Source organism: Sphingomonas sp. 28-62-11, assembly GCF_002278865.1.
Lineage (GTDB): Bacteria > Pseudomonadota > Alphaproteobacteria > Sphingomonadales > Sphingomonadaceae > Sphingomonas.
On sequence record NZ_NCGB01000024.1, the window covers coordinates 1 to 24,197 of the forward strand.

General features: G+C 62.2%; 24 protein-coding genes and 3 pseudogenes. 13 read left to right on the forward strand and 14 right to left on the reverse strand.

The annotated features are described in order from the left end of the window. Window positions 1-748: 748 nt before the first annotated feature. The 10 genes and pseudogenes from B7Y49_RS09770 to B7Y49_RS09815 form a co-directional block, all read right to left on the reverse strand. Window positions 749-1,039, reverse strand: coding sequence for a hypothetical protein (locus B7Y49_RS09770; RefSeq protein WP_374127403.1), 291 nt, complete (start codon window positions 1,037-1,039; stop codon window positions 749-751). 142 nt (window positions 1,040-1,181) lie between these two features. Next, window positions 1,182-1,494, reverse strand: a pseudogene (locus tag B7Y49_RS09775) (MerR family DNA-binding protein). A 105-nt stretch (window positions 1,495-1,599) separates the two neighbouring features. Then, window positions 1,600-1,737 (reverse strand): annotated as a pseudogene (locus B7Y49_RS09780) (ATP-binding protein); the annotation flags it as partial. Further along, window positions 1,722-2,366 (reverse strand): hypothetical protein, encoded by a 645-nt coding sequence (locus tag B7Y49_RS09785; protein ID WP_374127440.1) that lies wholly within the window; start codon window positions 2,364-2,366, stop codon window positions 1,722-1,724. The gene B7Y49_RS09785 and the pseudogene B7Y49_RS09780, both read right to left, overlap by 16 nt. A 34-nt stretch (window positions 2,367-2,400) precedes the next feature. After that, window positions 2,401-3,180: a DUF4198 domain-containing protein gene (locus B7Y49_RS09790; protein WP_374127404.1), complete on the reverse strand. Its 780-nt coding sequence runs from the start codon at window positions 3,178-3,180 to the stop codon at window positions 2,401-2,403. 68 nt (window positions 3,181-3,248) lie between these two features. Continuing rightward, window positions 3,249-3,677, reverse strand: coding sequence for a DUF411 domain-containing protein (locus B7Y49_RS09795; RefSeq protein ID WP_374127405.1), 429 nt, complete (start codon window positions 3,675-3,677; stop codon window positions 3,249-3,251). 114 nt (window positions 3,678-3,791) lie between these two features. Then, on the reverse strand, window positions 3,792-4,541 hold the full coding sequence (locus B7Y49_RS09800; protein WP_374127406.1) for a hypothetical protein: 750 nt from the start codon (window positions 4,539-4,541) through the stop codon (window positions 3,792-3,794). A gap of 134 nt (window positions 4,542-4,675) precedes the next feature. Beyond that, a complete protein-coding gene (locus tag B7Y49_RS09805) occupies window positions 4,676-5,116 on the reverse strand; it encodes a DUF305 domain-containing protein (RefSeq protein WP_374127437.1) in 441 nt (146 codons plus the stop codon). Window positions 5,117-5,185: 69 nt separating this feature from the next. Next, window positions 5,186-5,569, reverse strand: a complete 384-nt coding sequence (locus B7Y49_RS09810) for a DUF305 domain-containing protein (RefSeq protein WP_374127407.1) — start codon at window positions 5,567-5,569, stop codon at window positions 5,186-5,188. A gap of 100 nt (window positions 5,570-5,669) precedes the next feature. Beyond that, window positions 5,670-6,131, reverse strand: coding sequence for a copper resistance protein CopC (locus B7Y49_RS09815; RefSeq protein ID WP_374127408.1), 462 nt, complete (start codon window positions 6,129-6,131; stop codon window positions 5,670-5,672). A 148-nt stretch (window positions 6,132-6,279) separates the two neighbouring features. Here B7Y49_RS09815 and B7Y49_RS09820 point away from each other — a divergent pair, with 148 nt between their 5' ends. The 7 genes from B7Y49_RS09820 to B7Y49_RS09850 are packed head-to-tail and all read left to right on the forward strand — an operon-like array spanning window position 6,280 to window position 14,432. Further along, complete coding sequence (locus tag B7Y49_RS09820; protein WP_374127409.1) at window positions 6,280-7,455, forward strand: TolC family protein; 1,176 nt, start codon at window positions 6,280-6,282, stop codon at window positions 7,453-7,455. Next, complete coding sequence (locus B7Y49_RS09825; RefSeq protein ID WP_374127410.1) at window positions 7,452-9,089, forward strand: efflux RND transporter periplasmic adaptor subunit; 1,638 nt, start codon at window positions 7,452-7,454, stop codon at window positions 9,087-9,089. Before B7Y49_RS09820 ends, B7Y49_RS09825 begins: the two co-directional genes overlap by 4 nt. A 3-nt stretch (window positions 9,090-9,092) precedes the next feature. Further along, window positions 9,093-12,212 (forward strand): efflux RND transporter permease subunit, encoded by a 3,120-nt coding sequence (locus B7Y49_RS09830; RefSeq protein WP_374127411.1) that lies wholly within the window; start codon window positions 9,093-9,095, stop codon window positions 12,210-12,212. A 25-nt stretch (window positions 12,213-12,237) separates the two neighbouring features. Further along, window positions 12,238-13,110 (forward strand): hypothetical protein, encoded by an 873-nt coding sequence (locus tag B7Y49_RS09835; protein ID WP_374127412.1) that lies wholly within the window; start codon window positions 12,238-12,240, stop codon window positions 13,108-13,110. Between the two features lie 28 nt (window positions 13,111-13,138). Further along, window positions 13,139-13,414 (forward strand): hypothetical protein, encoded by a 276-nt coding sequence (locus B7Y49_RS09840; protein WP_374127413.1) that lies wholly within the window; start codon window positions 13,139-13,141, stop codon window positions 13,412-13,414. Beyond that, on the forward strand, window positions 13,411-13,857 hold the full coding sequence (locus tag B7Y49_RS09845) for a periplasmic heavy metal sensor (protein ID WP_374127414.1): 447 nt from the start codon (window positions 13,411-13,413) through the stop codon (window positions 13,855-13,857). The genes B7Y49_RS09840 and B7Y49_RS09845 overlap by 4 nt, the downstream gene beginning before the upstream one ends. Continuing rightward, window positions 13,854-14,432 (forward strand): RNA polymerase sigma factor, encoded by a 579-nt coding sequence (locus B7Y49_RS09850; protein ID WP_374127415.1) that lies wholly within the window; start codon window positions 13,854-13,856, stop codon window positions 14,430-14,432. The genes B7Y49_RS09845 and B7Y49_RS09850 overlap by 4 nt, the downstream gene beginning before the upstream one ends. Before the next feature lie 151 nt (window positions 14,433-14,583). Here B7Y49_RS09850 and B7Y49_RS09855 read toward each other — a convergent pair whose 3' ends face one another. Beyond that, window positions 14,584-15,147 carry a metal-sensitive transcriptional regulator gene (locus B7Y49_RS09855; RefSeq protein WP_374127416.1) on the reverse strand — a complete coding sequence of 188 codons (564 nt, stop codon included), beginning with the start codon at window positions 15,145-15,147 and terminating at the stop codon, window positions 14,584-14,586. A gap of 167 nt (window positions 15,148-15,314) precedes the next feature. Between B7Y49_RS09855 and B7Y49_RS09860 the strand changes: the two genes are divergently transcribed. Then, window positions 15,315-17,672 carry a heavy metal translocating P-type ATPase gene (locus tag B7Y49_RS09860; RefSeq protein ID WP_374127417.1) on the forward strand — a complete coding sequence of 786 codons (2,358 nt, stop codon included), beginning with the start codon at window positions 15,315-15,317 and terminating at the stop codon, window positions 17,670-17,672. Between the two features lie 355 nt (window positions 17,673-18,027). Here the strand turns inward: B7Y49_RS09860 and B7Y49_RS09865 are convergent, their stop codons facing one another. The 3 genes and pseudogenes from B7Y49_RS09865 to B7Y49_RS09875 form a co-directional block, all read right to left on the reverse strand. Further along, window positions 18,028-19,221: an IS91 family transposase gene (locus B7Y49_RS09865; protein ID WP_374127418.1), complete on the reverse strand. Its 1,194-nt coding sequence runs from the start codon at window positions 19,219-19,221 to the stop codon at window positions 18,028-18,030. Window positions 19,222-19,227: 6 nt separating this feature from the next. Further along, window positions 19,228-20,133, reverse strand: a complete 906-nt coding sequence (locus tag B7Y49_RS09870; RefSeq protein ID WP_374127419.1) for a tyrosine-type recombinase/integrase — start codon at window positions 20,131-20,133, stop codon at window positions 19,228-19,230. A 339-nt stretch (window positions 20,134-20,472) separates the two neighbouring features. Then, a pseudogene (locus B7Y49_RS09875) lies at window positions 20,473-21,111 on the reverse strand (magnesium chelatase domain-containing protein); the annotation flags it as partial. A gap of 134 nt (window positions 21,112-21,245) precedes the next feature. Here B7Y49_RS09875 and B7Y49_RS09880 point away from each other — a divergent pair. The 5 genes from B7Y49_RS09880 to yidC all read left to right on the forward strand — a co-directional run bounded on the left by B7Y49_RS09880 (window position 21,246) and on the right by yidC (window position 24,191). Continuing rightward, a complete protein-coding gene (locus B7Y49_RS09880) occupies window positions 21,246-21,611 on the forward strand; it encodes a hypothetical protein (protein WP_374127420.1) in 366 nt (121 codons plus the stop codon). Between the two features lie 104 nt (window positions 21,612-21,715). Next, window positions 21,716-21,850, forward strand: a complete 135-nt coding sequence (gene rpmH, locus B7Y49_RS09885; RefSeq protein ID WP_294101983.1) for a 50S ribosomal protein L34 — start codon at window positions 21,716-21,718, stop codon at window positions 21,848-21,850. Continuing rightward, window positions 21,847-22,173: a ribonuclease P protein component gene (rnpA, locus tag B7Y49_RS09890; protein ID WP_374127438.1), complete on the forward strand. Its 327-nt coding sequence runs from the start codon at window positions 21,847-21,849 to the stop codon at window positions 22,171-22,173. Before rpmH ends, rnpA begins: the two co-directional genes overlap by 4 nt. Then, entirely contained in the window at window positions 22,170-22,382 is a 213-nt protein-coding gene (gene yidD / locus B7Y49_RS09895; protein WP_374127421.1) for a membrane protein insertion efficiency factor, read from the forward strand. The genes rnpA and yidD overlap by 4 nt, the downstream gene beginning before the upstream one ends. Before the next feature lie 33 nt (window positions 22,383-22,415). Then, window positions 22,416-24,191, forward strand: a complete 1,776-nt coding sequence (gene yidC / locus B7Y49_RS09900; protein ID WP_374127422.1) for a membrane protein insertase YidC — start codon at window positions 22,416-22,418, stop codon at window positions 24,189-24,191. Window positions 24,192-24,197 lie beyond the last annotated feature (6 nt).

A 24,197-nucleotide genomic window follows, 5' to 3' on the forward strand; every position in this document is an offset into this window, starting at 1 on the left:
CGACGGTGGTGATCGGTGGGCTGATTACCTCAACCGCGCTGACGCTGCTGGTGCTGCCGGCGATCACGGCGTGGGCGTCCCGGTGGCGCGGTCGAAGGCACCAACGACCACAGTTCAAGATGGACCAAGAGCATAAAGCGACGTGACGCACCCCCTAGTCGGGCATGTCGCTCAGCAACAGAAGGAGTCAAGCATCGCCGACAAACTTTGCCTGGCGAGACGGACAATGGCGGTAATCGCAACCTCGTTAATCGGGGTCGCGTTGGTCTTGGTGACGCTATTGCGATTTGCAGCATGTTTTCCGTGGAGCGTTTTCAGCTAGGCCCGCACTAAAGGTCGACCGTGATCGCCATTTTCATCAAAATTGGTCGTCGGAACCGCAATGATTTGGCGTAGCTCCGCTGAAAGAGTCGCGGAAATGTGAACGGCGGCTTCTGTCACTAGTAGCAGTTTCGAGATCGAAGCAGAAATGACCGGAACTCGCCGGAAGCAGAACGACCCAATTAGTGAATGACTGACCGGCGGCTTTCGGGATCGTGGGCGGCAGAAGCAGATCTTTGTCGGGTTGTCTGAACCAGATTGGATAGTGACAGAATCTCGTCGTTCAAGCTTGCCCAGGTAGACACAATTTCATTCAGCGCATACTCGCCACCTTAATAACTGCCGCTGCAGCACCGTCTTAGTTCAAATGCTAATCATTGTGTCACGCTGCCCCGGGACCTTTGCGGTCCCGGGTGCAAACCTCTGATCAGTTATTCTTGGGCATGCTGCTGTTACCCATCATTTCGCTGGACATGGAACCTTTGTCCGTCATATTGCTCTTCATTGCACCATGCTTCATCATGGGATGCGATCCCATTGATGACCCATGCATCTTCATCATTGCCACACAGCTACGGTTTTTCATCATCGCCGAATGTGACATCGCATGGCAGCGTTTCATCGTTGCAGCGTGCGATTTGGTCATATGCGCGGACGCGGAAGAGGCTGCCGCCAACGAAAGAGCAATAGCGGCGACAGCAAGGGCATATTTCGTCATTTTCATTCTCCTGAGGTTGCCAAGGGAAGTGCCGCAGCTCCGGCAAACATATAATCAGACAGAATTCACCGACGGTGTCTTGGCGCAAAACGTTTAATCAATGAGCCCACCGCTATGTTCCGTATCTCTGGGTCGGCGGCGTTCAACCTTCCGGCTCGAACGCAGAAATAATCGGGCATGGTCCGGCATCCCCCCTCTTCACAATCCGACGCCAGCTTGGTCAGCGCCTGCCGGGCCGCCTTCAACCGCGCAATCTCGTCATCGAGTTTGCCAATCCGGTTTGCAGCCAGTTCGCGAGCGCGGGCACGATCGTTGGTCGCATCGAGCGCGAGCAATTCGCCAATCTCGTCGAGCGTGAACCCTGCCGACTGCGCCGACCGGATGAAGCGCAGGCGGCGGGCGTCGTCGCTGCCGTACCGTCGAACACCGTCAGCGCGCGGCGGTTCGTCCAGCAGTCCGCGTCGCTGGTAATAGCGTGTTGATTTCCACTGAGAGTTGACCCGGGATTTTCATCGAGAAGTGACCCGGGTGGTTATAGTGTCCCGCAGTGCGGGGGTGGGTCAAGTGGTGGCTTTTTCCTTTCGTGTTTTGGGTGCTGCGGCGCTGGCCCTGAACCGGAAGCTGTCATTGCCGGTTTCCAAGATGTGGCAATGGTGCGTGAGCCGATCGAGCAGCGCGGTGGTCATCTTGGCTGCGCCTGGTCGGCAAAGCCTCCAGCGACCGCAGCCATCGAGAGCGGTTCGCCATCGCTGATCGCCCGCGCGGCGCGCTCGAGCTTCCGCCATACCAGCCATATCGAAAGGGGCAGGCCCAATTGCGCCCGCGCCAAGACACGGAGCCGGGATTCAGACAGGCCGCATCGCATTGCAGCTTCCCGGATCGAAGAATTTCCCGGCTCGTGCGACAGATAAGCCAGCGCACTTTCCAATCGAGTATCGATCGTTCTTTCCTGTGGAATTGAACCCGCGACACGCTCGAGCCAATGGTCCAGCGGTTCTGAAGACAAACGCTCGGGCACAATGCCCGCCTCAATGACGGAAATGTCTGCTGCTGGGGCCAGCTTGACGAGGCGCGACGCGAGGAACGACTGGGGCTCGGCATACAAGAGCGTCACTTCACCACGCGATGACAGGGCATGCTCGACCAGCGGGCGTATCAAGATCGCAGCGCCTATGAACTCCATACCGTCCGCTGCGACGACAGTTGCCAGTCCCGTTTCCGCGAGGACCAGTTGGATCGCGACGTGTGCATGGAACGTGTTGTCCGCCGACGGACCACGATAAGCCGCAGCGCCTTCTCCGAATACAAATTCCCCGTTCCAACTCATAAAAGCGCATACGAACGGATCAACGGAGCTTTTCCTACCGTCGCTCGACCGTCAGCGACGTCAGATCAAGACCGTATCGCTCTTGATCCTTTGGCAGGGTCATATGGGCCGCAAACAACATGTGAAGTCCGGCACCGGCCGGTGGAGCCGCGACCTCGCCATTGGCATCCGTCACAACTTTGATGCGCTTGCCGGAGGAGTCGGCCAGATCGACAGGATAGTTACCCAGCGGTCGCCCGTTCATCATCAGCCGATATCGCTTTCCGGTCGCGTCGGCGGCAACGAACTCGAAACCCTCGCCCATCGGCGCTACGGCTATCTTCATGCCATCGCACGTCACGGCGCAGACAATCGTCTTCGCCATCCGCCTGGAGACCACCCGCAAGGTTCTCGGTTTGCGCCCACGCTCGATCGACGCGACCGCGGCCGGTGCGATCCGATATTCTTCGAGGATCAGCGGGATACGATCCTCGCCATAGTCCACGTCGCGCGCCTTCATGCTGACGGCCGCGACAACTGTGCCGGCCGCTGCGCCATCAACGCGCAATATCAGGCCGTCAGCGTCGGCGCTAACCACGCTCAGTTTGGGCGACCCTTGACCACGCACGACCAGATTTTCCGTCCTGTCAGAAGTTATCGCGATCTCAGCTTTGGGGAACTGCGATCCAATCGTGGCCTTGATCCTGAGCTCTGCCGCCGGCGCAATGGTTTTATCAGGAAGGAGAAAGAAGTCGTGCGCTTTCGCGCTCTGCGCCGACAGCAACGTCGCACATATGGAGAGTGCCACGCCCGTTGCACGTTTCGCCATGCTCATCATTTAATCCTGCCCCATTGTTATGGTTACCGTGCGATCGCTCAATTATAGCGCACCCAGAGTCTGCCTTAGTGCCGCGAAAAAACATAAGGTTTGTCGGCTCCGAATGCGATTACGTCATACCGTTCTTTTGTACCGTTCGGCACTTCCATTCCGGGCGACCCCATCGGCATACCCACAACCGCAAGCCCCTTTACGCCCTTGGGTTTGCTGGCGATCAATCGCTTAATGTCGGCAATGGGGACATGCCCCTCGAATGCATAGGCTCCGATAATAGCCGTGTGGCAACTGCCCAGCTGCGGCGGCACGCCGACCCTGCGCTGGAACGCGGGCCGTGCGGTATCGTCGATGACGCGGACCCGATCGCCGAACGCCGCTTTAACCTGCGCAGCCCAGTTCATGCAGCAACCGCAGCCAGGGTCGCGATGCATCACGATTTCGGCGCTTGCGGCGGTGGCGGATGCGGCAAGCAGGATGGCCAGGACAGTATTTTTCATCGAATTCTCCTCATCTGCATGCGAGCATAGTCTTCAACTGGTCGATTTTCTCGCGCTGTGATTTGATGATCTGGCCACACAGCGCGATGGGTTCGGGGTCGCTCATCGGACGAGCTATTGGACGTCCATTTCGAAGATCGCATACGGATGCCGTTTGGTCTGGAAATGTGAGCGTTCGAGTATTTTCCAACAACGACGCTCCATCACCTGGTCGACGTGGAGGGAATGGCCGTAAATTAGATAACATGGTTGGCCCTGCTTTGAGCCAACCTGTTCAAAGCGCTCCAGTAAAGGAATGAGCACCGATTGGTCGAACGGATTGTTGACCATTAGAATGATCGATCCTTCCGGAGGCGTGAAGTTTCGGGCATCTTGATGACGCAACTCGAACGACACGTCGGGAAATTGGTCACGTACCCGGTCGATGTTTGTCAGTGCGGCGCGGTGCAATCCGCCATCAAACTCGACACCGATCACCGTCCGGAAACCCGCTACTGCGGCCAGGATCAGCGCCCGACCCTTGCCCGATCCAACGTCGACAAAAGTGAAGTCGGACGGCTCGATGGCAGGTAGACGTTCCACCAAGTGGGCGAAAAACTCGGGCTGGATTGGTTCATATCGCGCTGCGCCAATCGCGGCTTCGTCTGAGACGGCCATTTCATCGATTTCAACGACGCCGAGGGTATCGACGTCAAAATCGCGATCAAACTGCGCATTGTAAACGTAAGCGTGATCCTTGGCATCACCCGAGAGATAGAGTCGCAGATTCTTGCCGACCAAGGTGACAAAGCCGACCGCCCCAAGTCTTCTCCATGCGCGTCGTGTGCGCCTTACAATTGAAACAGATCGCCCTGCCTTTGTCATTCAGCATTGCCCCCAAGTCTTGCCGCCTGCGCTACAGCGGAAAGCCGCGACGGCGAGGATTGCGGCCGTCGATCGTATCGCAAGTGTCGGACGGGGCATAATTGACGCTCTGGCGTGCTCGGAAGGCAAGGGGGTCATCGCGCTAGCATTGCCTCCATCTGCGCAATCTCCTCGCGCTGCGATTTGACGATGTTGGTGCATAGCGCCGCCACCTTGGGATCGCGCAGCTTTGCCTGCTCGCACATCAAGATTGCGCCCGAATGGTGCGGGATCATCGATCGCAAGAATGCGCTGTCGCCGATCGTCGTCTGCGTGCGGATCAGGGCAAAACATCCGAAGAACGTCACGAGCGAGCCACCAATCAGAACGGCGTTCACCGTTTTGGATTTGAACATGCCAGGCATGAAAACGATCATCAACACGACCATCGGCGCGACCATCATCAGCGTCATGTAGACCATGTTCAGATTGTTGTAGAAGCTCGACAACCGGTCGATCATGACGAACATCACCATATACATGATCACACCGCCGATCGCGGTCTGGATAGCGAGGCTTCGGTAGGAACCGTTCATGTTCATGGGTAATCTCCCGACAGGGACGCCCGTCGCGCAGGGGCGCGACAGGCGTTCAAAAGTTCCTGGTTATTGCGCTGGCTTGCCGTGGCTGCGCAGCCAGCCTTGCAGCTCGCCGATGTCCTTCTCCTGCATGTCGATGGTCACCTGCGCCATACGCTTCGTCTCGGCATCCTGTGCCTGCGCGAGCGCGACGCGCGACATTGCGATCGCACCGCGGTGATGCTCGATCATCTTGCGCGTCCATTTTTCCGATGCGTCGCCAGCCTTGGCGCCCATCATCTTCATGTGCATGTCCATCTCCGCCTTGCCGTAAGGGTTCGACGGATCGTTCATCATCATGCAGTGATCCATGCCTGCCACGCCTGGCTTCGTCGGCTTATGTTCGTGCGCGAGTGCGGGAACAACGAGCGTGAGCGCCATCGTCGTGGCGAGTGTCGTCTTCATTATCATCGGTTCGGTCCTTAGCTGCGTTGGCCCCCGCCTGTCGGAAACCCAGTGAGCGCGGCTCGGTTGCAGCACGCTCGATCAGGCAATCTCAAAAACCAGCCCGTTATCGGACTTTGAAATTAAATGTACCGTCTTTGCGTTCGCCGTCGCTGGTCGTAGCGTGCCATGCGATGAGATACGAACCCGTCGTCAGCGGTCGCTTGAGCGGCGCGATCAGCGTTTGCCCGTCCGGTCCAAGGGCTGCAGCAACACTTACAGGCATCGGCGCTGCGAGCTTGGGGCCGGACCGGGCGGTTATGAACAACTGAATCGACGATCCCTTCGCGACCAGCTTCTCGTCGAACCGAAGCTGGAGCTTGGTCGGCCCTGCGACGGTCGCATTGGCGGCAGGATTTGAGGCCGTCAGTTTGGCGTGGGCATTTGCGGACGCTGCGGACAGCAACCCTCCCGCAATTGCCGTGACTAGGAGCGATGCCTTGAAAAGCCGCATTTCGGAGATCCTTTGAAGAGTTGCTCTATAACGCAATACGCAGCGCAACGGCCTACCCCTCACCTCATTGCGCATCGCGATTCGCATTTTTGCAAAAAAATATTGAGGGCTGGGTCGTCAGGCTGCGTAATCGTTTTAGACACGTGGAAGATCACCCTCAATGTACCACACTAGCCTTCGGGCGGCTGCGATATTGGTTATGGCAGTAATGTCAGCGTCCACGATGGCCGACGCTCAGGAAGCGGCGGCCCCGATTGCGGTGAGGACTTTGCACGATGCGGTCGAGGTGGCCGTTCAGCAATCGTCCGAGGCCGCCAGCCTACCGGCGCTTCGCGCGCAGGCCGAAGCACTGCGCCGAAGCGGGCGCGGGCCGTTCGTTGGGCCGCCGGTCCTGTCCGTAGATCTGTTGACCCGGTCTCAAGGTATCATCGAGGAAGAGACGTCGGTCTCGGCGGGTATTCGCTGGCCCGGAGAAGGCAAAGCCATCCGCAGCTATGCCGGTCGCGCAGGCGACTCCGCACAATCGGGCATCGAGGCGGCTCGCCTGCGAATCGCGGGCGACGTGCGCGACGCTTGGTGGTCGCTGGCGGCGGCGCGCGCGGCGGTCGCGGTCGATCGCGATCAGGTCGGCATCGCCGCGACCACCGCCAGCCAGGTAGCACGGCTGGTGGGTGCCGGCGAGCAGGCGCGGCGCGATCTGTTGCTCGCCCAGGCCGAGGCATCGGCAGCGGAATCGCGGCTGTCGCAAGCGCAAGCCGAACTGGCGCGGGCCGAGGCAGCTTATGCAGCGCTTGCCGGGCCGCCGCCCGCCGAGTTACCGCCGGAAAGCCAAGCCAACGTCACCGATCCGGAAAATAGCCCAGCCCTGCGCGCCGCCCTTGATCGCGCAGCGCTCGCCGATGCGCGCGCAACCAGCCTGACCTATGGCGCGCGTCTGCGCCTTGAAGGGACGGTCGGGATCAGGCGCGAACGTGGCGGCGTCGGCGATTCGACTTTGTCGCCAGAGCCATTTCGTAATGCCCTGCTTCTCGGTGTCCGGGTGCCGCTCGGGCGCAATCAGTCGGCGGTGGCCGATGCGGCGTCGGCGCGGTCCACAGCGCTCGGCGCTGGTGCCGAGGCAAACCGCCTGCGCATTCGGCTGGTCGCAGAGCAGCGCGCGGCGCAAGCCCGCCTCGATGCCGCGGAGCGTTCCCTCGAACAGGCACAGGCGCGCCGTGCAGCGCTCGCCGAGGCGCTGGCACTCACTGAGCGTGGCCGCACCGAGGGTGAGATCGGGTTCATCGAAGCGCTGCGAGCGCGGCAAACGCTTTCGGAAGCCGAACGTGATTTGGCTGCAGCGAGGGTCGCCCGGTTCGCCGCTATTTCTTCCTTCAACCAAGCGATGGGCGTTTTGCCATGATCCGACCACGACTGACGATGACGCTGGCTGCGCTGGCAATGGTGGCAAGTGCATCGCTGGCGATCGCTCATGGCGACGAGGACCATGGCGCAGCAGCGACTCCTGTCGGGCTATCGGTCGCGCCGCGCATGGAAGCTGCGACCGAGACGCTCGAACTGGTCGCGGCCGCCAAGGCGGATGACCTGACGATCTGGATCGATGGTTTTGCTGACAACGTGCCCGTCACCGGGGCAACCGTCAGCGTCACGGTCGATGGCAAGACCGGTCCGGCCAAGGCCGCGAATGGCTTTTATACCTACTCGGACGGCGGTCTAGAAAATCCGGGTCCGCACGAACTGTCGTTTCTGGTGAGCAATGACGGGGCGTTTGAATCGCTGTCCGGCACTTTGACAGTTCCAAAAGCCGCAGCGGACACGACGGCGGCGATGCCGATTTGGCGTTGGCTGTTGATTGCAGCGTTGGTGGCGCTTGTGCTGGCCGGGGCGTGGCACTGGCGAGCGCGGCGATTAGGAGCAGCAGGTCTGGCGGTCTTGATCGGCGCACTGTTGTTTTTCGGCATCCCTGTGGGCCCTGCTCCGGTCGCAGCACACGGCGACGAAGATCATGGTGCATCGCCTGGCGCACCTACGGGATCGGGCGAAGCGGCAGTCAAGACCGCAGATGGTAAGCTATTTGGCCCCAAGTCGGTCCAGCGGATCATCGGGGTGCGGACAGTGCTTGCCGCAGCGGGTGAGGCGCAGCCAAACACGAGCCTGACCGGCAAGATCGTCGCCGATCCGAAGCGTGGCGGATTGATCCAGAGCGCCACGGGCGGCCGGGTCACTGCCCCTGCCTCGAGGTTACCGATCATTGGGCAGGCGGTTCGCGCGGGGCAAGTGCTCGCCTTTGTGGAGCCGCCGCTGCAGGCGATCGACCGCGCCACCTTAGCACGCGAGTCGAGCGACCTTGACCAGCAGATCGCGCTCGCTGCGAACAGCTCGGCGCGGCTGCGTCGGCTCGAAGGCGTCGTGCCAAGGCGCCAGATCGAAGAGGCTGGCATCACGCTTGCAGGTCTCCAGCGCCGTCGCGCCGCGCTTGCCCAAGCGCGTAGCGCACGTGAAGTGCTGGTGTCGCCGATCGACGGGGTGATCGGGTTGTCTAACGTCCGCGTCGGGCAGGTCGTGAGCGCGGAGACGACGCTGTTCGAAATCGTCGATCGCTCGCGCCTTTATGTCGAAGCCAATCTGTTCGATCGTCGCGCACTGGCGGCGGGCGCGAAGGCGGTTGGCAAGACGGCTGACGGCACGACCTTCGACCTGGTTTTCGAGGGGGCCGGGCTCATCGACCGCGGACGTGCGGCACCGGCGTTGTTCCGCGTAGTGGGTGTGCCCGCCAATTTGCGGATTGGTGAACCGATCACGATCGAGGCACCGCTTGGCGGCACGGTCGCGGGCGTCATCGTGCCCCGCGCCGCCCTATTGTCGAGCGCCAACGGCACCCCCTCGGTGTTCGTCAAAACCCACGCCGAGCTGTTCGAGCAGCGCAGCGTGAAATCCTCTCCCGTAGATGCAAGTCGCGTTGCGCTCCTCTCGAACGTGAAGCCCGGCGAGCACGTCGTGACGGCGGGGGCCGAACTGCTCGGCCAGGTGCGCTAGGCGATGTTTGACCGGCTCGTCGCCTTTTCACTCCGTAACCGTGTCCTTACGCTGTTCCTTGCGTTCGCGCTGATGGCATTCGGGGGACTGTCAGTGACCCGGTTGCCGGTCGATGTGCTGCCCAATCTCAATCGCCCGGTCGTCACGATCCTGACCGAATCACCGGGCCTTGCACCGCCCGAAGTCGAAACGCTGGTGACGCGCCCGATCGAGACATCGATGAGCGGCGTCCCCGGGGTCGAACGTGTCCGGTCGGTGTCGGGCATCGGTCTGTCGATCGTCTATGTCGAGTTCGGCTGGAAGGAAGATGTCTACCGCGCGCGCCAGCAGGTCGCCGAACGCCTAACGCTGGTGCGCGAACAGATACCGCCCGCCGTCGTCCCGCAAATGGGGCCAGTCACCTCGATCATGGGCGAGATCATGCTGGTCGCGATCCCCTATGGCCGGGCAAGTCCGATGCAGGCGCGCGAGATTGCCGATTTCCAGATACGGCCGCGCCTGCTCGCGATCCCCGGCGTCGCGCAGGTCATTCCGATCGGCGGAGAGGTGCGGCAATATCGCGTCTCGCCCGATCTCGCGACGATGAATGCCGTCGGCGTCAAACTGAAGGACGTGGAGGACGCGCTTCGTGCCTTTGGGACCAACACCGGCGGCGGCTTCGTCGATCAATATGAACGTGAGTTTCTGATCCGCAATGTCGCTCGGACCACGCGGATTCAGGATCTTCAGCAGCTCGTTGTCGCCAGCAATGCCAATGGTCCAGTCCGTTTGTCGCAGATCGCCAAAGTCGACTTTGCGGCGGCATTCCGGCGTGGCGATGCGGGTTATGACGGCCAGCCCGCCGTAGTCATCGCGATCCAGAAGCAGCCCGACGCCGCGACCGTCGCCGTGACCGACGAGGTCGAAAAGGCGCTCAAGGAAATTACCGCCACGCTGCCCGACGGGCTGCGCGCCGATCGCGTGCAGTTCCGTCAGGCCAATTTCATCCAGACCTCGATCGGCACGCTGCAACGCGCGCTCATCGAGGCCGGGATCGTCGTCTCGATCGTGTTGTTCGTGTTCCTGCTCAACTGGCGCACTACCGCAATCTCGCTGGTCGCGCTGCCGGTATCGATACTCATCACCGCAGTCGTGTTCGAGATTTTCGGGCTGTCGATCAACACGATGACGCTAGGTGGCCTCGCGATTGCGATCGGCGAACTGGTCGATGATGCGGTGGTCGGCGTCGAGAATGTCTATCGCCGCCTGCGCGAGAACAGCCAAGAAACCGAACCCAAACCAGCGCTCGCGGTGATCGCACACGCCACCGGCGAGGTCCGGTCGGGAATCATCTATGCGACCGCGATCATCATTCTTGTCTTTCTGCCGCTGTTCTTCCTCGGCGGGGTCGAGGGGCGCCTGTTCCAGCCGCTCGGGGTCGCCTATGTCATATCGATTCTCGCCAGCCTGGTCACGTCGATTACGCTGACGCCGGTGCTCTGTTATTATCTGCTACCCAAACTGGCGGCGACGCGCGGCGAAGCGGCGGAATCGGGGCTCGTCCGAAGGCTCAAAAACGGTAACAGTCGTCTGCTCGGCTGGGGGTTCCGCTATGCAAAGGCCATTCTGATCGCAGGCGGTATCGCCACCGCAATCGCGCTCTTTGGTGCGGCGAACCTGCCCAAGGCATTCCTGCCGACCTTCAACGAAGGCAGTTTCGTCGTCAGCCTTGCCTTTCAGCCGGGGATTTCGCTCGAGCAATCGAGCAAGCTGGGCAGCACCGCCGAAAAACTGCTGCTGCAAATCCCGGACGTCGCCAGCGTGAGCCGCCGCACCGGGCGCGCCGAGCTCGATGAGCACGCCGAAGGCGTCCATTCAAGCGAGATCGACGTTGCGCTGAAACCCGACACTGCCAACCGCGAAATCGTGGCGCGCGCCATCCGCGAACGCCTCGCAATCCTGCCCGGTTCGGTGACGGTGGGCGCACCGATCGGTCACCGGATCGACCATCTGCTGTCGGGCGTGACGGCACAGATCGTCGTCAAAATCTTCGCCGAGGATCTCGACGCGCTGCGTACGACCGCCGAGACGCTTCAGTCCCGGATCGCCAAAGCGCCCGGCATCGTTGATCTTCGCGTCGAGCGGCAAGTGCGCGTGCCGCAACTCGATCTCAACATCGATTACGAGCGCACCGCTTCCTACGGCGTGGCCCCTGCCGCAGTAGCCGAAGCAGTCGAGACGCTATCGAACGGCAAGATCGTCAGCACCATCGTCGATGGTCTCAAGCGCTATGACGTCGTCCTGCGATTGCCCGATCAGGAGCGTTCGACGACGGGCCTCGCCGATCTATTAATCGAAACCCCGCAAGGGCCGGTGCCGCTGCGCAACCTGGCCGACGTAAAGGAAACCGAGGGGCCGAACCAGATTCTGCGCGAGGACGGTCGTCGCCGGATCGTGCTGTCCGCCAACGCTGCTCCGGGTGCCAATCTCGGCAACATCATCGCTGTCATCAACGCCGAGGTTGCCAAACTCAAACTGCCAGCAGGCGGGTTCGTGCGCGTCGAGGGACAATTTCAGGCACAACAGGAAGCGACGCTGACGATCGGCGGGCTATCACTAATCTCGTTCGCGATGATCTTCGCACTGCTCTTTACGCGCTATCGTTCGGTGCGGCTGGCGCTGATCATCATGGCAGGCGTGCCGATGGCGCTGGTCGGGTCGGTGCTGGCGCTGTGGTTGTTCGGGTTGCCACTGTCGGTCGCCAGCCTGATCGGGTTCGTGACGCTGACCGGAATCGCCGCGCGCAACGGAATCCTCAAGGTCAGCCATTACATCAACCTTGTGCTCCATGAAGGCGAGACTTGGGGCGATGCCATGATCGTGCGCGGCACGCTCGAACGCCTGACGCCCGTGCTGATGACTGCGCTGGGCGCAGGTCTGGCACTTACGCCGTTGCTGATCGGTGCCGACGAACCCGGCAAGGAAATCCTTCACCCGGTCGCGGTCACGATCTTCGGCGGCTTGCTCTCGGCGACGCTGCTCGATGCGCTCGTCACGCCGATCCTGTTCCGGCTCTATGGCCGCAAACCCCTCGACCGTCTCGTTGCCGATGCCCGCGCAACCGGTTCGACCGAAGCCTTTTGACATGACCAATCCCAAAGGAGCCCGCATGAAAACATCTCTTCTCACCGCCGCCGCGCTCTCGCTGGCGCTCGTCGGGTGCGGCCCGGCGACCAAGGTCGACACCGCTAAAACCGCCACCAGCGTCGCTGATAAGCATGCAGGCATGGCGATGGGTGGCCACGACGATGAAACTCACGCGCCGACGATGAAGCTTGCGCTGTCGCCCAATGGCCCGTTGGCACCAGGGCGTGCGCAAGGCGTAACGCTCACCTTGACCAATATCGCCAGCGGCAAGCCGCTCGGACCGAGCGACCTTGCGCTCGCGCATACCAAGCGTCTCCATTTGCTGATCGTCGATAGCAGCTTGACCGACTACCAGCATATCCATCCTGTGGTCGATCCGGCAAAATCCGGCCAGTGGCGCTTCGATTTCACGCCTCTATTAGGGCGCACGTACAAGGTCTGGGCGGACGCGACGCTGCCCGATGGCGCGCAGGAATATGTCGGTGCAGAGCTTGTGGCCGGCGCCGAAAAGGCCCCTCCCCCCAGCAGCACACCTGCCATGACGGCTGAAAAGGATGGTCTCAAATTCAAGCTGTCCTTCTCAAAGCCGCTGAAGTCCGGGCAGGCCGCACAGGGTCGCATCGAGGTGATCGATACAAAAACCGGAAAGCCCTTCGCCGCACTGCAACCGATCATGGGCGCATTCGGCCATATCGTAGCGTTTGCGGGCAACTGGAACTCGATCGAGCATGTCCACCCGCTCGGAGAAGAGCCGAAGTCGGAAGCCGAGCGGAGTGGCCCGGCGATCAACTTCCACATCCAGCCCGAGCAATCGGGCACTCTTAAATTGTTTGCGCAAGTCCGAGCCAATGGACGGGAGACGATCGTCCCGTTTACGGCAAATGTTGCACCCTGACGGTCGCAGTCGAACGAGGAGAATGAAGATGGACGACCTCGACATGGCACTGGCCAGGCTGGCACACGCGCCAATCCCGGCATCGCTCGATGGCCTTGAGGACCGTGTGCTGGCGCGCATTGGCGCGATCGGCAGCACGCGTGGCCCGTCGCTGATGATGGCAGGCGGCGGCGCGGCAGTATTCGCCCTTATCCTCGGCGTAACGATGGGGGCAGACCTACCTCGTCGCGAGGTAGCACGACAGGACGTGGCAGGGCTGTTCGGTGAGCCGCCCTATGCCCTGTCCACCCTGTTCGGCGCATGATCTCCTTACGGTTTCGCCAGTGGCTGGCCATCGCCGGGATTGCCCTGCTTGCCGGCATCGCTGGTGTTGTGATCGGGCGCGCACTTCTGCCAACAGCCGCTCCTGCTACCATCGATTTCCACCAATTCGTCCATGAGGGTCTTGATCTCGACGCCGATCAACGCTCGGCACTCGAACAGCTTGAACTCCGCTTTGCCGCCCGCCGACGCGCGCGCGAGCTGGAATTGCGACGTGACAATGCCCGGCTGGCCGAAGCAATCGCCGAGGAGCATGATGCCGGGCCGAAGGTCGCCGCCGCGGTGAATCAGGCGCATGTCGCGATGGGCGAACTGCAAAAAGATACACTTGCGCACGTCTTTGCCATGCGCAAAATCCTGCGACCGGCACAGGCAGTGCGCTTCGATGCGGCGGTCGTTCGGGCGCTGACCGAAGAGCGTCGGTGACGATTGATCTCGCTACCGCTTCTGATGGAGAGCTGGCGAGTCTCGCGCTGGCAGGACGTCAAGCTGCCTATGGCGAGATCATGCGGCGTCACCGTGAACCGCTGCTTCGCCTGATCCGCGCGCATACCGGCGCCAATGACGAGTCCGTCGATGTTCTTCAGGACTGTTTCGTCGCGGCTTTTGCGAGCCTCGGCCAGCTCGATCTGACACGGCCGATGCGCCCCTGGCTCGCCCGGGTCGCGATCAACAAGGCACGCGATTGGCGGCGACGGCGCACGGTGCGTCAGTTCTTCTCGATGGCACTGCCATTGACACCCGACATAGCGGCTTCAATCGCGGACGACGCACCTGGGGCCGAAACACTCCTGACAGATCGAGCCGCCCTCAACTTCACGATGGCTGCCCTCGCTTCCTTGCCGACCAACCTGAAGGAGCCGCTGATTTTGAGCGCGTTCGATGGTTGGCCGCAGGCGGCGATCGGCGATTTCCTCGGGATCAGCGAAAAAGCGGTCGAGACACGGATCAGCCGAGCGCGGCAACGGCTGCGAGCACTGCTGCCAGCGCCGAACGGATAACGAGGCGATCGCGACTTTCCACACTCGAGTCCGTTCTCCCTGGAAAATGATACAGACCCAGACCCTAAACGATCACAGTTCAAAAGGAGCGACTTCATGCGGGGGCATCGATTGGCCCTAACCAAGCCCGCCACATAATACTAGTGGAGCGTCAGTCTTGAGCCATGCGCGGAAATACGCGCATCAATTCTTCAAGCTTGATCGCCCTCGTTTCGGCATCGCCACTGGCGGCAGCTTCGTCGAGACAATGGCTAACGTGACCGCGCAAGAGTTCGGCCTCGACTTTGGACAATGCGGCCCGTGCCGCCTGCACCTGTGTCACGACGTCGATACAGTAACGGTCGTTGCCGATCATCGCGGCAATCCCCCTGACTTGTCCCTCGATGCGCCCCAGCCGCTTTCCCAAAGCATCCTTGTTACCGCTGTATCCTCGCATGTGTTCCTCTGATCCAGGTCCGGGTTGCATATACCCCTGAGGGGTATTATATAATGTTGGGGGCGGCGACCGCAACCCTCGGCTTGGTGCATGGGCGAGCACATTGGAATCGCCAATGTCGATTTGGGCCGAAATGCAACGATAAGGGAAACAAGCGATGCCTCGGATGACCTCGATATGGATCTTACCGGCCATGTTGTTAGCCGGCTGTGCCACCACCGGCGACCGCACCGCGACAAGCGCAGAGCGTTCAGCTTGCGAAAAAATGGAAAAGAACATGGGGCTCGGCAGTCCTCACGATCATGGCGAAATGAAGGGCAGAGGACTGAACTCGATGAACCTGAGCCACGACCGATGTGTCAAAATCCTCGCCCAACCAAACTGATACTGATGTCTGGCGGGCGTTACGGCCCGCCGGACATCATTACCCATGATGGGAATTTCAGATGACCGAAACAGCCATCCCGACCGATGCCGTGAAGGACTGCTGTTCGGGCTCTCCCCAAGAAGATACGGGCGTCCTCATAAAAGACCCTGTCTGCGGGATGATCGTCACACCTTCAGCGTCGACGCTGACGACGACGCATGATGGCCATCCTTATTATTTCTGTTCGGCAGGATGCCTTTCAAAGTTTTCTGCCGATCCCGCCAGATACCTTGATGATCGTCCACGTATCGAGCCGGTCGCCGTCGCGGGTGCAATCTGGACCTGTCCGATGCACCCCGAGATTCGTCGCGATGGTCCCGGTTCCTGTCCGATCTGCGGGATGGCGCTCGAGCCCGAAGCGCCTTCGCTAGACGATGCGCCGATCCCCGAGCTGGTCGATTTTACCCGGCGTTGGTGGGTTTCGGCGGCGCTGTCGGTGCCATTGCTGGTGCTCACGATGGGAACCGATTTGCTTGGGCTTCATCTCGTCAGCGCGGCGATTTCGCCGTGGCTCCAACTTGCCTTGGCCGCGCCGATCGTCCTGTGGGCAGGCGCTCCGTTTTTCGTTCGTGGCTGGAATTCGCTCAAGACGCGCCACCTCAACATGTTCACGCTGATTGCGATCGGTGTCGGTGCCGCGTTCCTTTACAGCCTTGTCGCGACACTCGTGCCGGGCATTTTTCCCGATACGTTCAAGATGCAAGGGATGGTGCCGGTCTATTATGAAGCGGCGGGCGTCGTCGTTGCGCTGGTTTTGCTCGGCCAGGTGCTTGAGCTTCGCGCGCGTGCCTCGACCGGCAAGGCCATCCGCGCGCTCCTGAACCTTGCGCCAAAGACCGCACGGCGGATTGCACCTGACGGGACCGAAACCGAAGTACCACTCGCCGAAATCGTCGCAGGCGACCGTCTCCGGGTCCGTCCTGGAGAGGCCGTGCCGGTCGATGGCATCGTTGTTGACGGCAAATCATCGGTCGATGAGTCGATGCTGACCGGCGAACCGCTCCCCGTTGCAAAGGAATCAGCGAGCGCGCTCACCGGCGGGACGGTCAACGGCACCGGCAGCCTCGTCATGGAAGCGCAGGCAGTTGGCAGCGACACAATGCTCGCGCGCATCGTCAAGATGGTTGCCGAGGCGCAGCGCAGCCGTGCGCCAATCCAGGCCGTCGCTGACCGTATTTCGGGCTGGTTCGTGCCGTTGGTGATCGCGATTGCGGTCGTCACGTTCATCGTCTGGAGCCTTGTGGGCCCCGAACCCCGTATCGGCCATGCGCTGCTCAATGCGATTGCGGTGCTGATCATTGCTTGCCCCTGTGCGCTTGGGCTCGCCACGCCGATGTCGATCATGGTCGGCACAGGGCGCGGCGCGCAGGCGGGTGTGCTCGTCAAAAGTGCCGAAGCGCTCCAGGGCTTCGAACAAGTCGACACCCTGCTGATCGACAAGACCGGGACGCTCACAGAGGGCAAGCCGAAGCTCGTGGGAATAGAGACGGTCGGCGAACTTGCTCAAGACGATCTGCTGCGGTTCGTCGCTTCGGTCGAGGCCCGCTCCGAGCATCCGCTTGCCCATGCGATCGTGACGGCCGCCAAGGAGCGCAATCTGTCGCTCTCCGAACCCGACGGCTTCGAGGTTCAGGTCGGTGCTGGCATAAGTGCCAAAGTGGGCGGGCACGTCGTCGTGGTCGGCAACGCCGCGCAAATGCAGCGTATTGGTGTCGATGCACAGCCGCTCTTCGAGGCATCTGAGGCCAAGCGTCGCGAAGGCGCGGGCATTATGCTGGTCGCTGTCGATGGCGCGCTTGCCGGGTTCATCGCGGTTGCTGACCCGATCAGGGCGAATGCCAGGGACTCGATTTCCGCGCTCCGCAAACAGGGGCTGCGCGTCATCATGCTCACCGGCGACAATCCGACGACGGCGCAAATCGTCGCCGATGCGGTCGGCGGCCTCGACGAGGTTCACGCCGAACTGAAGCCCGAAGATAAAGCGCGCATTGTCGGCGAACTGAAGGCCAAGGGGGCAAACGTCGCGATGGCAGGCGATGGCATCAACGATGCGCCCGCACTTGCGGCTGCGGATGTGGGGCTGGCCATGGGCACCGGCACCGATGTCGCCATCGAAAGCGCAGGGATAACGTTGACCAAGGGCGATCTAGCCGCCGTCGTCCGCGCCCGTACGCTTGCTAAAGCGACGATGGCGAATATCCGTCAAAACCTGTTCTTCTCCTTCGTGTTCAACGGGATCGGGGTGCCGATAGCAGCAGGTGTTCTTTATCCCGTGACTGGTCTGCTCATGTCCCCAATGTTCGCTGGTGCGGCGATGGCAATGTCTTCATTCACGGTGGTGGTGAATGCCCTGCGATTAGGCCGCGTCAAACTCTAGGTGTCGGCAGCGTCCGCGTTCCGCGTTCTTGCTATAGAAGCGGTCAGTCCGCAACCCTGAAGAGTTTCGGGCGCCGGCAGGCGTACGAAAGTCTGGGAGGCCCGAACCCGTGGGCCGCAAGCGGTGACCTATGGGGATTTCGGATTTGAGCAGGTTGGGGTGATGGCTAACCGGCTGTGTTTATCGTCGTCCGTCGCCGCGCGCCGGCCAGATGAGAGAGCGGATAACGGGATTCCAGGAGGCGGTCGGCGGACCTTGCCGGGCGCGACGATGCCGTTGACGCTGCTACGCGCGCGTCCTTCCGTTCTCCGAAGCGGTGGCGCTGCGGGGGCGATCGATATCGGGCCGTGCCGGGTCACAGCGCCTGGACTCCGGATGGTGCCATCGGCACGGGCGGCGCGCGGGGTTGGTGCTGGCGTTCGAACGTCTCGATGACGACCATGTGGCCGCCGCAGCACGGGCATGGTGGCCGCACGTCGTCCGGCTCGATCGGCGCATCGGCAGTCGCGGGTAGCGCGACGCCAAGCAGCTGACGGACGTGGTCGAGATGAGCCTTGCGGGTCGCACCGGCGAGCAGGCCGTAATGGCGGATGCGGTGGAAGCCCATGGGCAGGACGTGGAGCAGGAAGCGGCGGATGAACTCGTCAGTGGAGATCGTCATGACCTGTTGCCGGTTGGCACCGCTCTGGCGATAATCCTTGTAGCGGAACGTGACCCCGCTCGCGTCGAAGCGGATGAGCCGACTGTTCGAGATCGCCACGCGGTGGGTGTAGCGCGACAGATAGGCGAGCACCGTCTCGGGCCCAGCGAACGGTGGCTTGGCGTAGACGACCCAGCGCTTCTTGCGAACCGGTGACAGGTGGCGCAGGAACGCGCGCCGGTCGGCGAGGTGCGCGAGACCACCGAAGAACGCGAGCCGCCCCGCTGCGTGCAGCGCCATCAGTCGGGTAAGGAACAGGCGGCGGAACAGCTTGCCCAGCACCCGGACTGGTAGCAGGAACGCCGGGCGCGACGATATCCAGCGACCCCCATCCGGTGACAGCCCGCCACCCGGCACGATCATGTGGATGTGCGGGTGGTGGGTCATCGCCGATCCCCATGTGTGCAGCACGGCGGTGATGCCGATGCGGGCACCAAGGTGCTTCGGATCGGCGGCGATGGTCGTCATCGTCTCCGACGCCGCCTGGAACAGCAGGCCATAGACCGCCGCCTTGTTCTGAAGCGCGATATCGGCGACCTCGGCCGGCAGCGTAAACACGACGTGAAAGTAGCCGACCGGCAGCAGGTCGGCCTCGCGCTCGGCCAGCCAGGTGCGCGCCGCGGCACCCTGGCACCGAGGACAGTGCCGGTTCCGACAGCTGTTATAGGACACGCGCCAGTGGCCGCAGTCCTCACAGGAATCGACATGGCCGCCCATCACGGCGGTACGGCAATGCTCGATCGCCGACATCACCTTCAGCTTGTCCAGGCTCAAGCGTCCGGCATGGCCCGCCCGATAGGCTGCCCCTGCGGCGCGGAAGATGTCGGCGACCTCGAGTGAGGCGCGCACGCGACCTCAGCCGCCCGTTGCTCCTCCCCTGGTTACTGCTGTCAGCTTGTCGAGCGGACTGGTCACGTTGCGCATCGTGCGGGTCGCGACCTTGGTATAGTATGCGGTGGTGTCCAGCTTCGCGTGACCAAGCAGCGCCTGGATGATCCGCACGTCGATCCCGTCCTCGAGCAGGTGGGTCGCAAAGCAGTGCCGCAGCGTGTGGGGGCCGATCCGCTTGTCGATCCCCGCCGCAATGCCTGCCTCGACGACAATACGGTGTAGCTGCCGCGTGCTCAGCGGCTTGAGATAGTGCTGGCCCGGGAACAGCCACCCGTCGGGGTGCATCACCCCTTCCTGCCGCCCAACCTTCCACCACTCCCGCAGCAGCGCGAGCAAGCCGGCCGGGAGCATGGCGTTGCGATACTGTCCGCCCTTGCCGCGCTCGACCCGGAGCAGCATGCGCTCGCTGTCGACATCGCGCACCTTGAGGGCGGCGACCTCGGCCGCGCGCAGGCCCGCGCCATAGGCGACCGACAGCGCCGCCTGGTGCTTGAGACACCTGGTCGCGCCGAGCAGTCGCGCCACCTCGTCGGGGCTCAGCACGACAGGCAGCTTGCGGATCCGCTTCATGCGGACCAGCTTGCGCGCCAGGTCTGGCCGGTCGAGCGTGTGCAGGAAGAAGAACCGCAACGCCGATACGATGCTGTTCATGGTCGGCACCGGCACTCCCTGATCGGACTGCTCGACCTGAAAGCGTCGCACATCCTCCGCCGTCGCGGTGTCGGGTGAGCGCCCGAGGAACGTGGCGAACCGGCCGACGTCGCGGATGTAGTTGCGCTGAGTCTCGCGACAGAAACGCCGCATCTCCATCTCGTCGATGAGACGCTGGCGTAGCGGGCTGACAGCAGCAACGGGTATGATGATGTTCATGGCAGGGCTCCTTCTGGTGGAACCCCGATGCTCTGCCTGCTGCCCGCAGCGCTCAACCGGCGCGCAACGCCCGTTCCTTTACCTCAACCGCGACCCACGCACCCTCCCGCGCAGCGGGTTCGTGCACCCACCCTTATTGTCGCTTCCGACCTCACGGCGCCGTCATAAGGAGAGATTTGACGCCTATTTTTGAGGCGTCCACACGGCGACATGGCGGACGCGGATGTTAATAACGCTGCGCTGTGCTATTGTGCTCGCAATTAGCCGCCTTGCGAACCAGCGAATGCGGCAAGTCGCTACAAAGGCCTTGGCTTATGAAAGTGTAGCTTGACACGACCTTAACAGATTGTGCCCGCCAGCCGCTGCAATCTCGAGCGCGCGCTTGGCGGTTTCCTGGCCCTTTACCTGGCGCAAATCGGGGCCTTGATCGGCTAGCTCTGCCTCGCCCGGCTGCGGGGCAGCGAGCAGGCCGTGGCCCTTGAAGTGATTGAGCAGCGACAGCAGGTCAGGCGCCGCGATCACCTCGATCGTGCCTGCCCATGCGGCTTCGGACCCTTGCGCGGCGGGGCAGACCAGCCCTTTCGATTCAGCCGAGGCGTGGAGCGCGGCGAGCAGTACGCCTGGCGATGTCGCGATCCGCGCATCAAGGCCAAGCTCCCCAACGACGATATAATCGGCAAGCGTCTCTGCATCGACTACGCCCATCGCCCCCAACACGCCGAGCGCGATCGGCAAATCGTAATGCGATCCTTCCTTGGGCAGATCGGCGGGCGACAGGTTCACGGTAATCCGCTTGGGCGGCAGCGCCAGGCCAAGTGCGGCGATGGCGGCGCGAACTCGCTCGCGGCTTTCGGCAACGGCCTTGTCGGCAAGCCCCACGACATTGAAGGCAGGGACGCCGGGCGCGACCTGCACCTGCACCTCCACCCCGCGCGCTTCCAGACCCAGATACGCCACTGTCGATACGATTGCGACCATCGCCTCCGGCCCCGCTAATCCCGGCGCAGTTCGCCCGCGCGGCTAATCACCTGTTCATAAACGCTTTCTTAAATGAGGAAAGCACACGAAGGACTGTCTTGCAAAAACAACACACCCACCCCACATCCCACAAGGTGAGCAAGACCCACGTCCTTCGCCCGCGCAGCGCCGCCGTTCGCACCGGGCTCACGATGTTAGGCGCGTTAGTCATCGTGATTTCGCCAGTTGTCGGTGTTATCCCGGGGCCGGGCGGTGTTTTCGTGTTCGCGGCTGGCCTGGCGCTGATGTTGCAGAACTCAGGGTTGGCCAAGCGGGTGTTCGTGCGGCTTAAGCGTCGCTGGCCGCAGCTGGGCAATGTCGCCGATCTCGGCCTGCGGCGGGCGAGCGCGCTGCGCCGGTTCGAGCGTGATCGTCCGCTGGGCAAGGATGGCAAAAAACTGTCGCGGTTGAGCCAGTTTTGGCGAATGGCGCGCAACATGATCAGCGGACGCCGCGTGTAATGGCGCGCGATCGTTGACTTGCGCGTTGCCCTCGCTTAAGGGCTCTGATCAACCGGCCGCCGTTATTGGCGGCCTTTTCCATTCTGTAGATCAGGGAATGAGTGATGAAGCGGACCTTTCAGCCGAGCAATCTGGTGCGTGCACGCCGCCACGGCTTCCGCGCGCGGATGGCGACGGTGGGCGGTCGCAACGTCCTGCGCGCCCGTCGCGCCCGCGGTCGCAAGAAGCTGTCGGCATAACAACGCTTACCGCACGCCGCGATTTTTTGGCGGCGAATGCGGGCAGGCGCGCGCCGATGCCGGGTTTCGTGCTGCTGGCGCGCGACCGAGCGGATGGCGCCCCCGAAATGCGGATCGGTTTCACCGTTACCAAGAAAATCGGCAATGCCGTGGTACGCAATCGCCTGAAACGGCGGTTGCGGGCGCTCGCGCGCGCGGTGCTGCCGGTCGCCGGATTGCCGGGTCATGATCATGTGTTGATCGGTCGCGCTGATGGCTTGAGCCGCGGTTTCGCGGTGCTGGAGGCTGATTTAACCCGCGCGCTGGCGAAGGTCGCGAGGTGATCGCCAAGCTGCTGATTTTGGTCGCGCGGGGCTGGCAACTCGGCCCTTCTTTGATCCTGCCGCCGTCCTGTCGCTTTGCGCCGTCGTGTTCGGCCTATGCAATCACTGCCCTTCGCCGCTATGGCGCGCTGAAAGGCGGGTGGCTCGCGGCCAAAAGGATCGCGCGCTGCCATCCCTGGGGCGGATCAGGCTATGATCCCGTCCCCTGATATTCCAAGACTGCACGATCGGGGCTGTTCCAAGTGAATCAAGACAATCGCAACATGGTGCTGTTCCTGGCGATCGCCGCGCTGATCCTGGTCGGCTGGCCGATTGTGTCGCAGAGCCTGTTTCCCCAGCCCAAGCGCCCGCCAGTGGCACGCACTCAGCCGGGTACCCCGACCGCCACGCCCCCTGCAGGCACCGCCACCTCGAATGCGACCGCCCCTGCTGTCGATGCAACCAAGGTGAAGCGCGATCGCGCTGTCGTGCTGGCGGAAACGCCGCGCGTGGCGATCACGACGCCCGCGGTAAAGGGTTCGATCAACCTGAAGGGCGCTCGGCTCGACGATCTGGTGCTGCTGCGCCACAAGGAAACGATCAAGAAGAACGCCCCGCCAGTGCGCCTGCTGTCGCCATCGGGCGCGGCGGACAGTTATTTCGCCGGGTTCGGCTGGGCGGGCGACGGGGTCGCACTGCCCGACAAGAACACAGTCTGGACCGCCGACTCGGCCGTCCTTACCCCCGGCAAGCCAGTGACGCTCAGCTGGGCGAACCCACAGGGTCTACGCTTCCAGATCAAGATCGCGGTTGATGACGGCTATCTCTTCACGATCGAACAAGCGGCCGCCAATGCGACCGCCGCCCCGGTCACCCTGCGCCCCTACGGCCTGATCTCCCGCACCGGCGCATCGAAGGATGTCGACACCTGGGTCAACCATGTCGGCCCGATCGGCGTATTCGGCGTCGGCGCCAATTACGATATCGGCTATCCCGACCTGAAGGGCGTCGAGCCCGGCTTTTTCGACGCGCCCTTCGGCACCTCTGTTAAGGCAGGCGCCAATTATTTCGATGCCAAGGGCGGCTGGCTCGGCTTTGGCGATCTCTATTGGCTCGCCGCCCTCGTTCCTGACCAGAATGCGCAGGTCCATGCGGGCTTCCGCGCTGCGGGGGATGTGTTCCAGGCCGATTACGCTAGCACCCCAGTCAAGATCGCGCCGGGCAAGATCGCGCGCACGTCATCGCGCTTTTTTGCGGGCGCCAAGGAAGTGCGGCTGATCGACAAATATCAGGACGATGGCGGCATCGTGAACTTCGACAAGGCGATCGATTGGGGTTGGTTTCAGATCATTGAAAAGCCGATCTTCTATTATCTCGATATCCTGTTCCGCCTGACGACCAATTTCGGCGTCGCGATCATCCTGCTGACGCTAACGATCCGCGGTCTGTTGTTCCCGATCGCGCAACGCCAGTTTGCATCGATGGCCAAGATGAAGGCGATCCAGCCCAAGCAAAAGGCGATTCAGGAACGCTACAAGGACGACAAGCCCCGCCAGCAGCAGGAAATCATGGCGCTGTACAAGACCGAAGGCGTCAACCCGCTCGGCGGCTGCGGCCCAACGCTGTTGCAGATCCCGATCATGTACGCGCTGTACAAGGTGCTGCTGCTATCGACCGAAATGCGCCACCAGCCGTTTGTCCTGTGGATCCGCGATCTCGCCGCGCCCGATCCGCTGACGCCGATCAACCTGTTCGGCCTGCTGCCCTTCACCCCGCCGGTGTTCATCGCGATCGGCATCATCCCGATCCTGCTGGGCGTATCGATGTACTTCCAGTTCAAACTGAACCCCGCCCCGATGGACGAGGCGCAGAAACAGGTGTTCGCGATCATGCCGTGGATGCTGATGTTCGTGATGGCGCCGTTCGCCGTCGGCCTGCAGCTTTACTGGATCACCTCGAACGTCCTCACCATCCTACAGCAACGGATGCTGTACGCCCGGCACCCCGAGATGCTCGTGCCAGCGCCAGCGAAGAAATGACCCTGA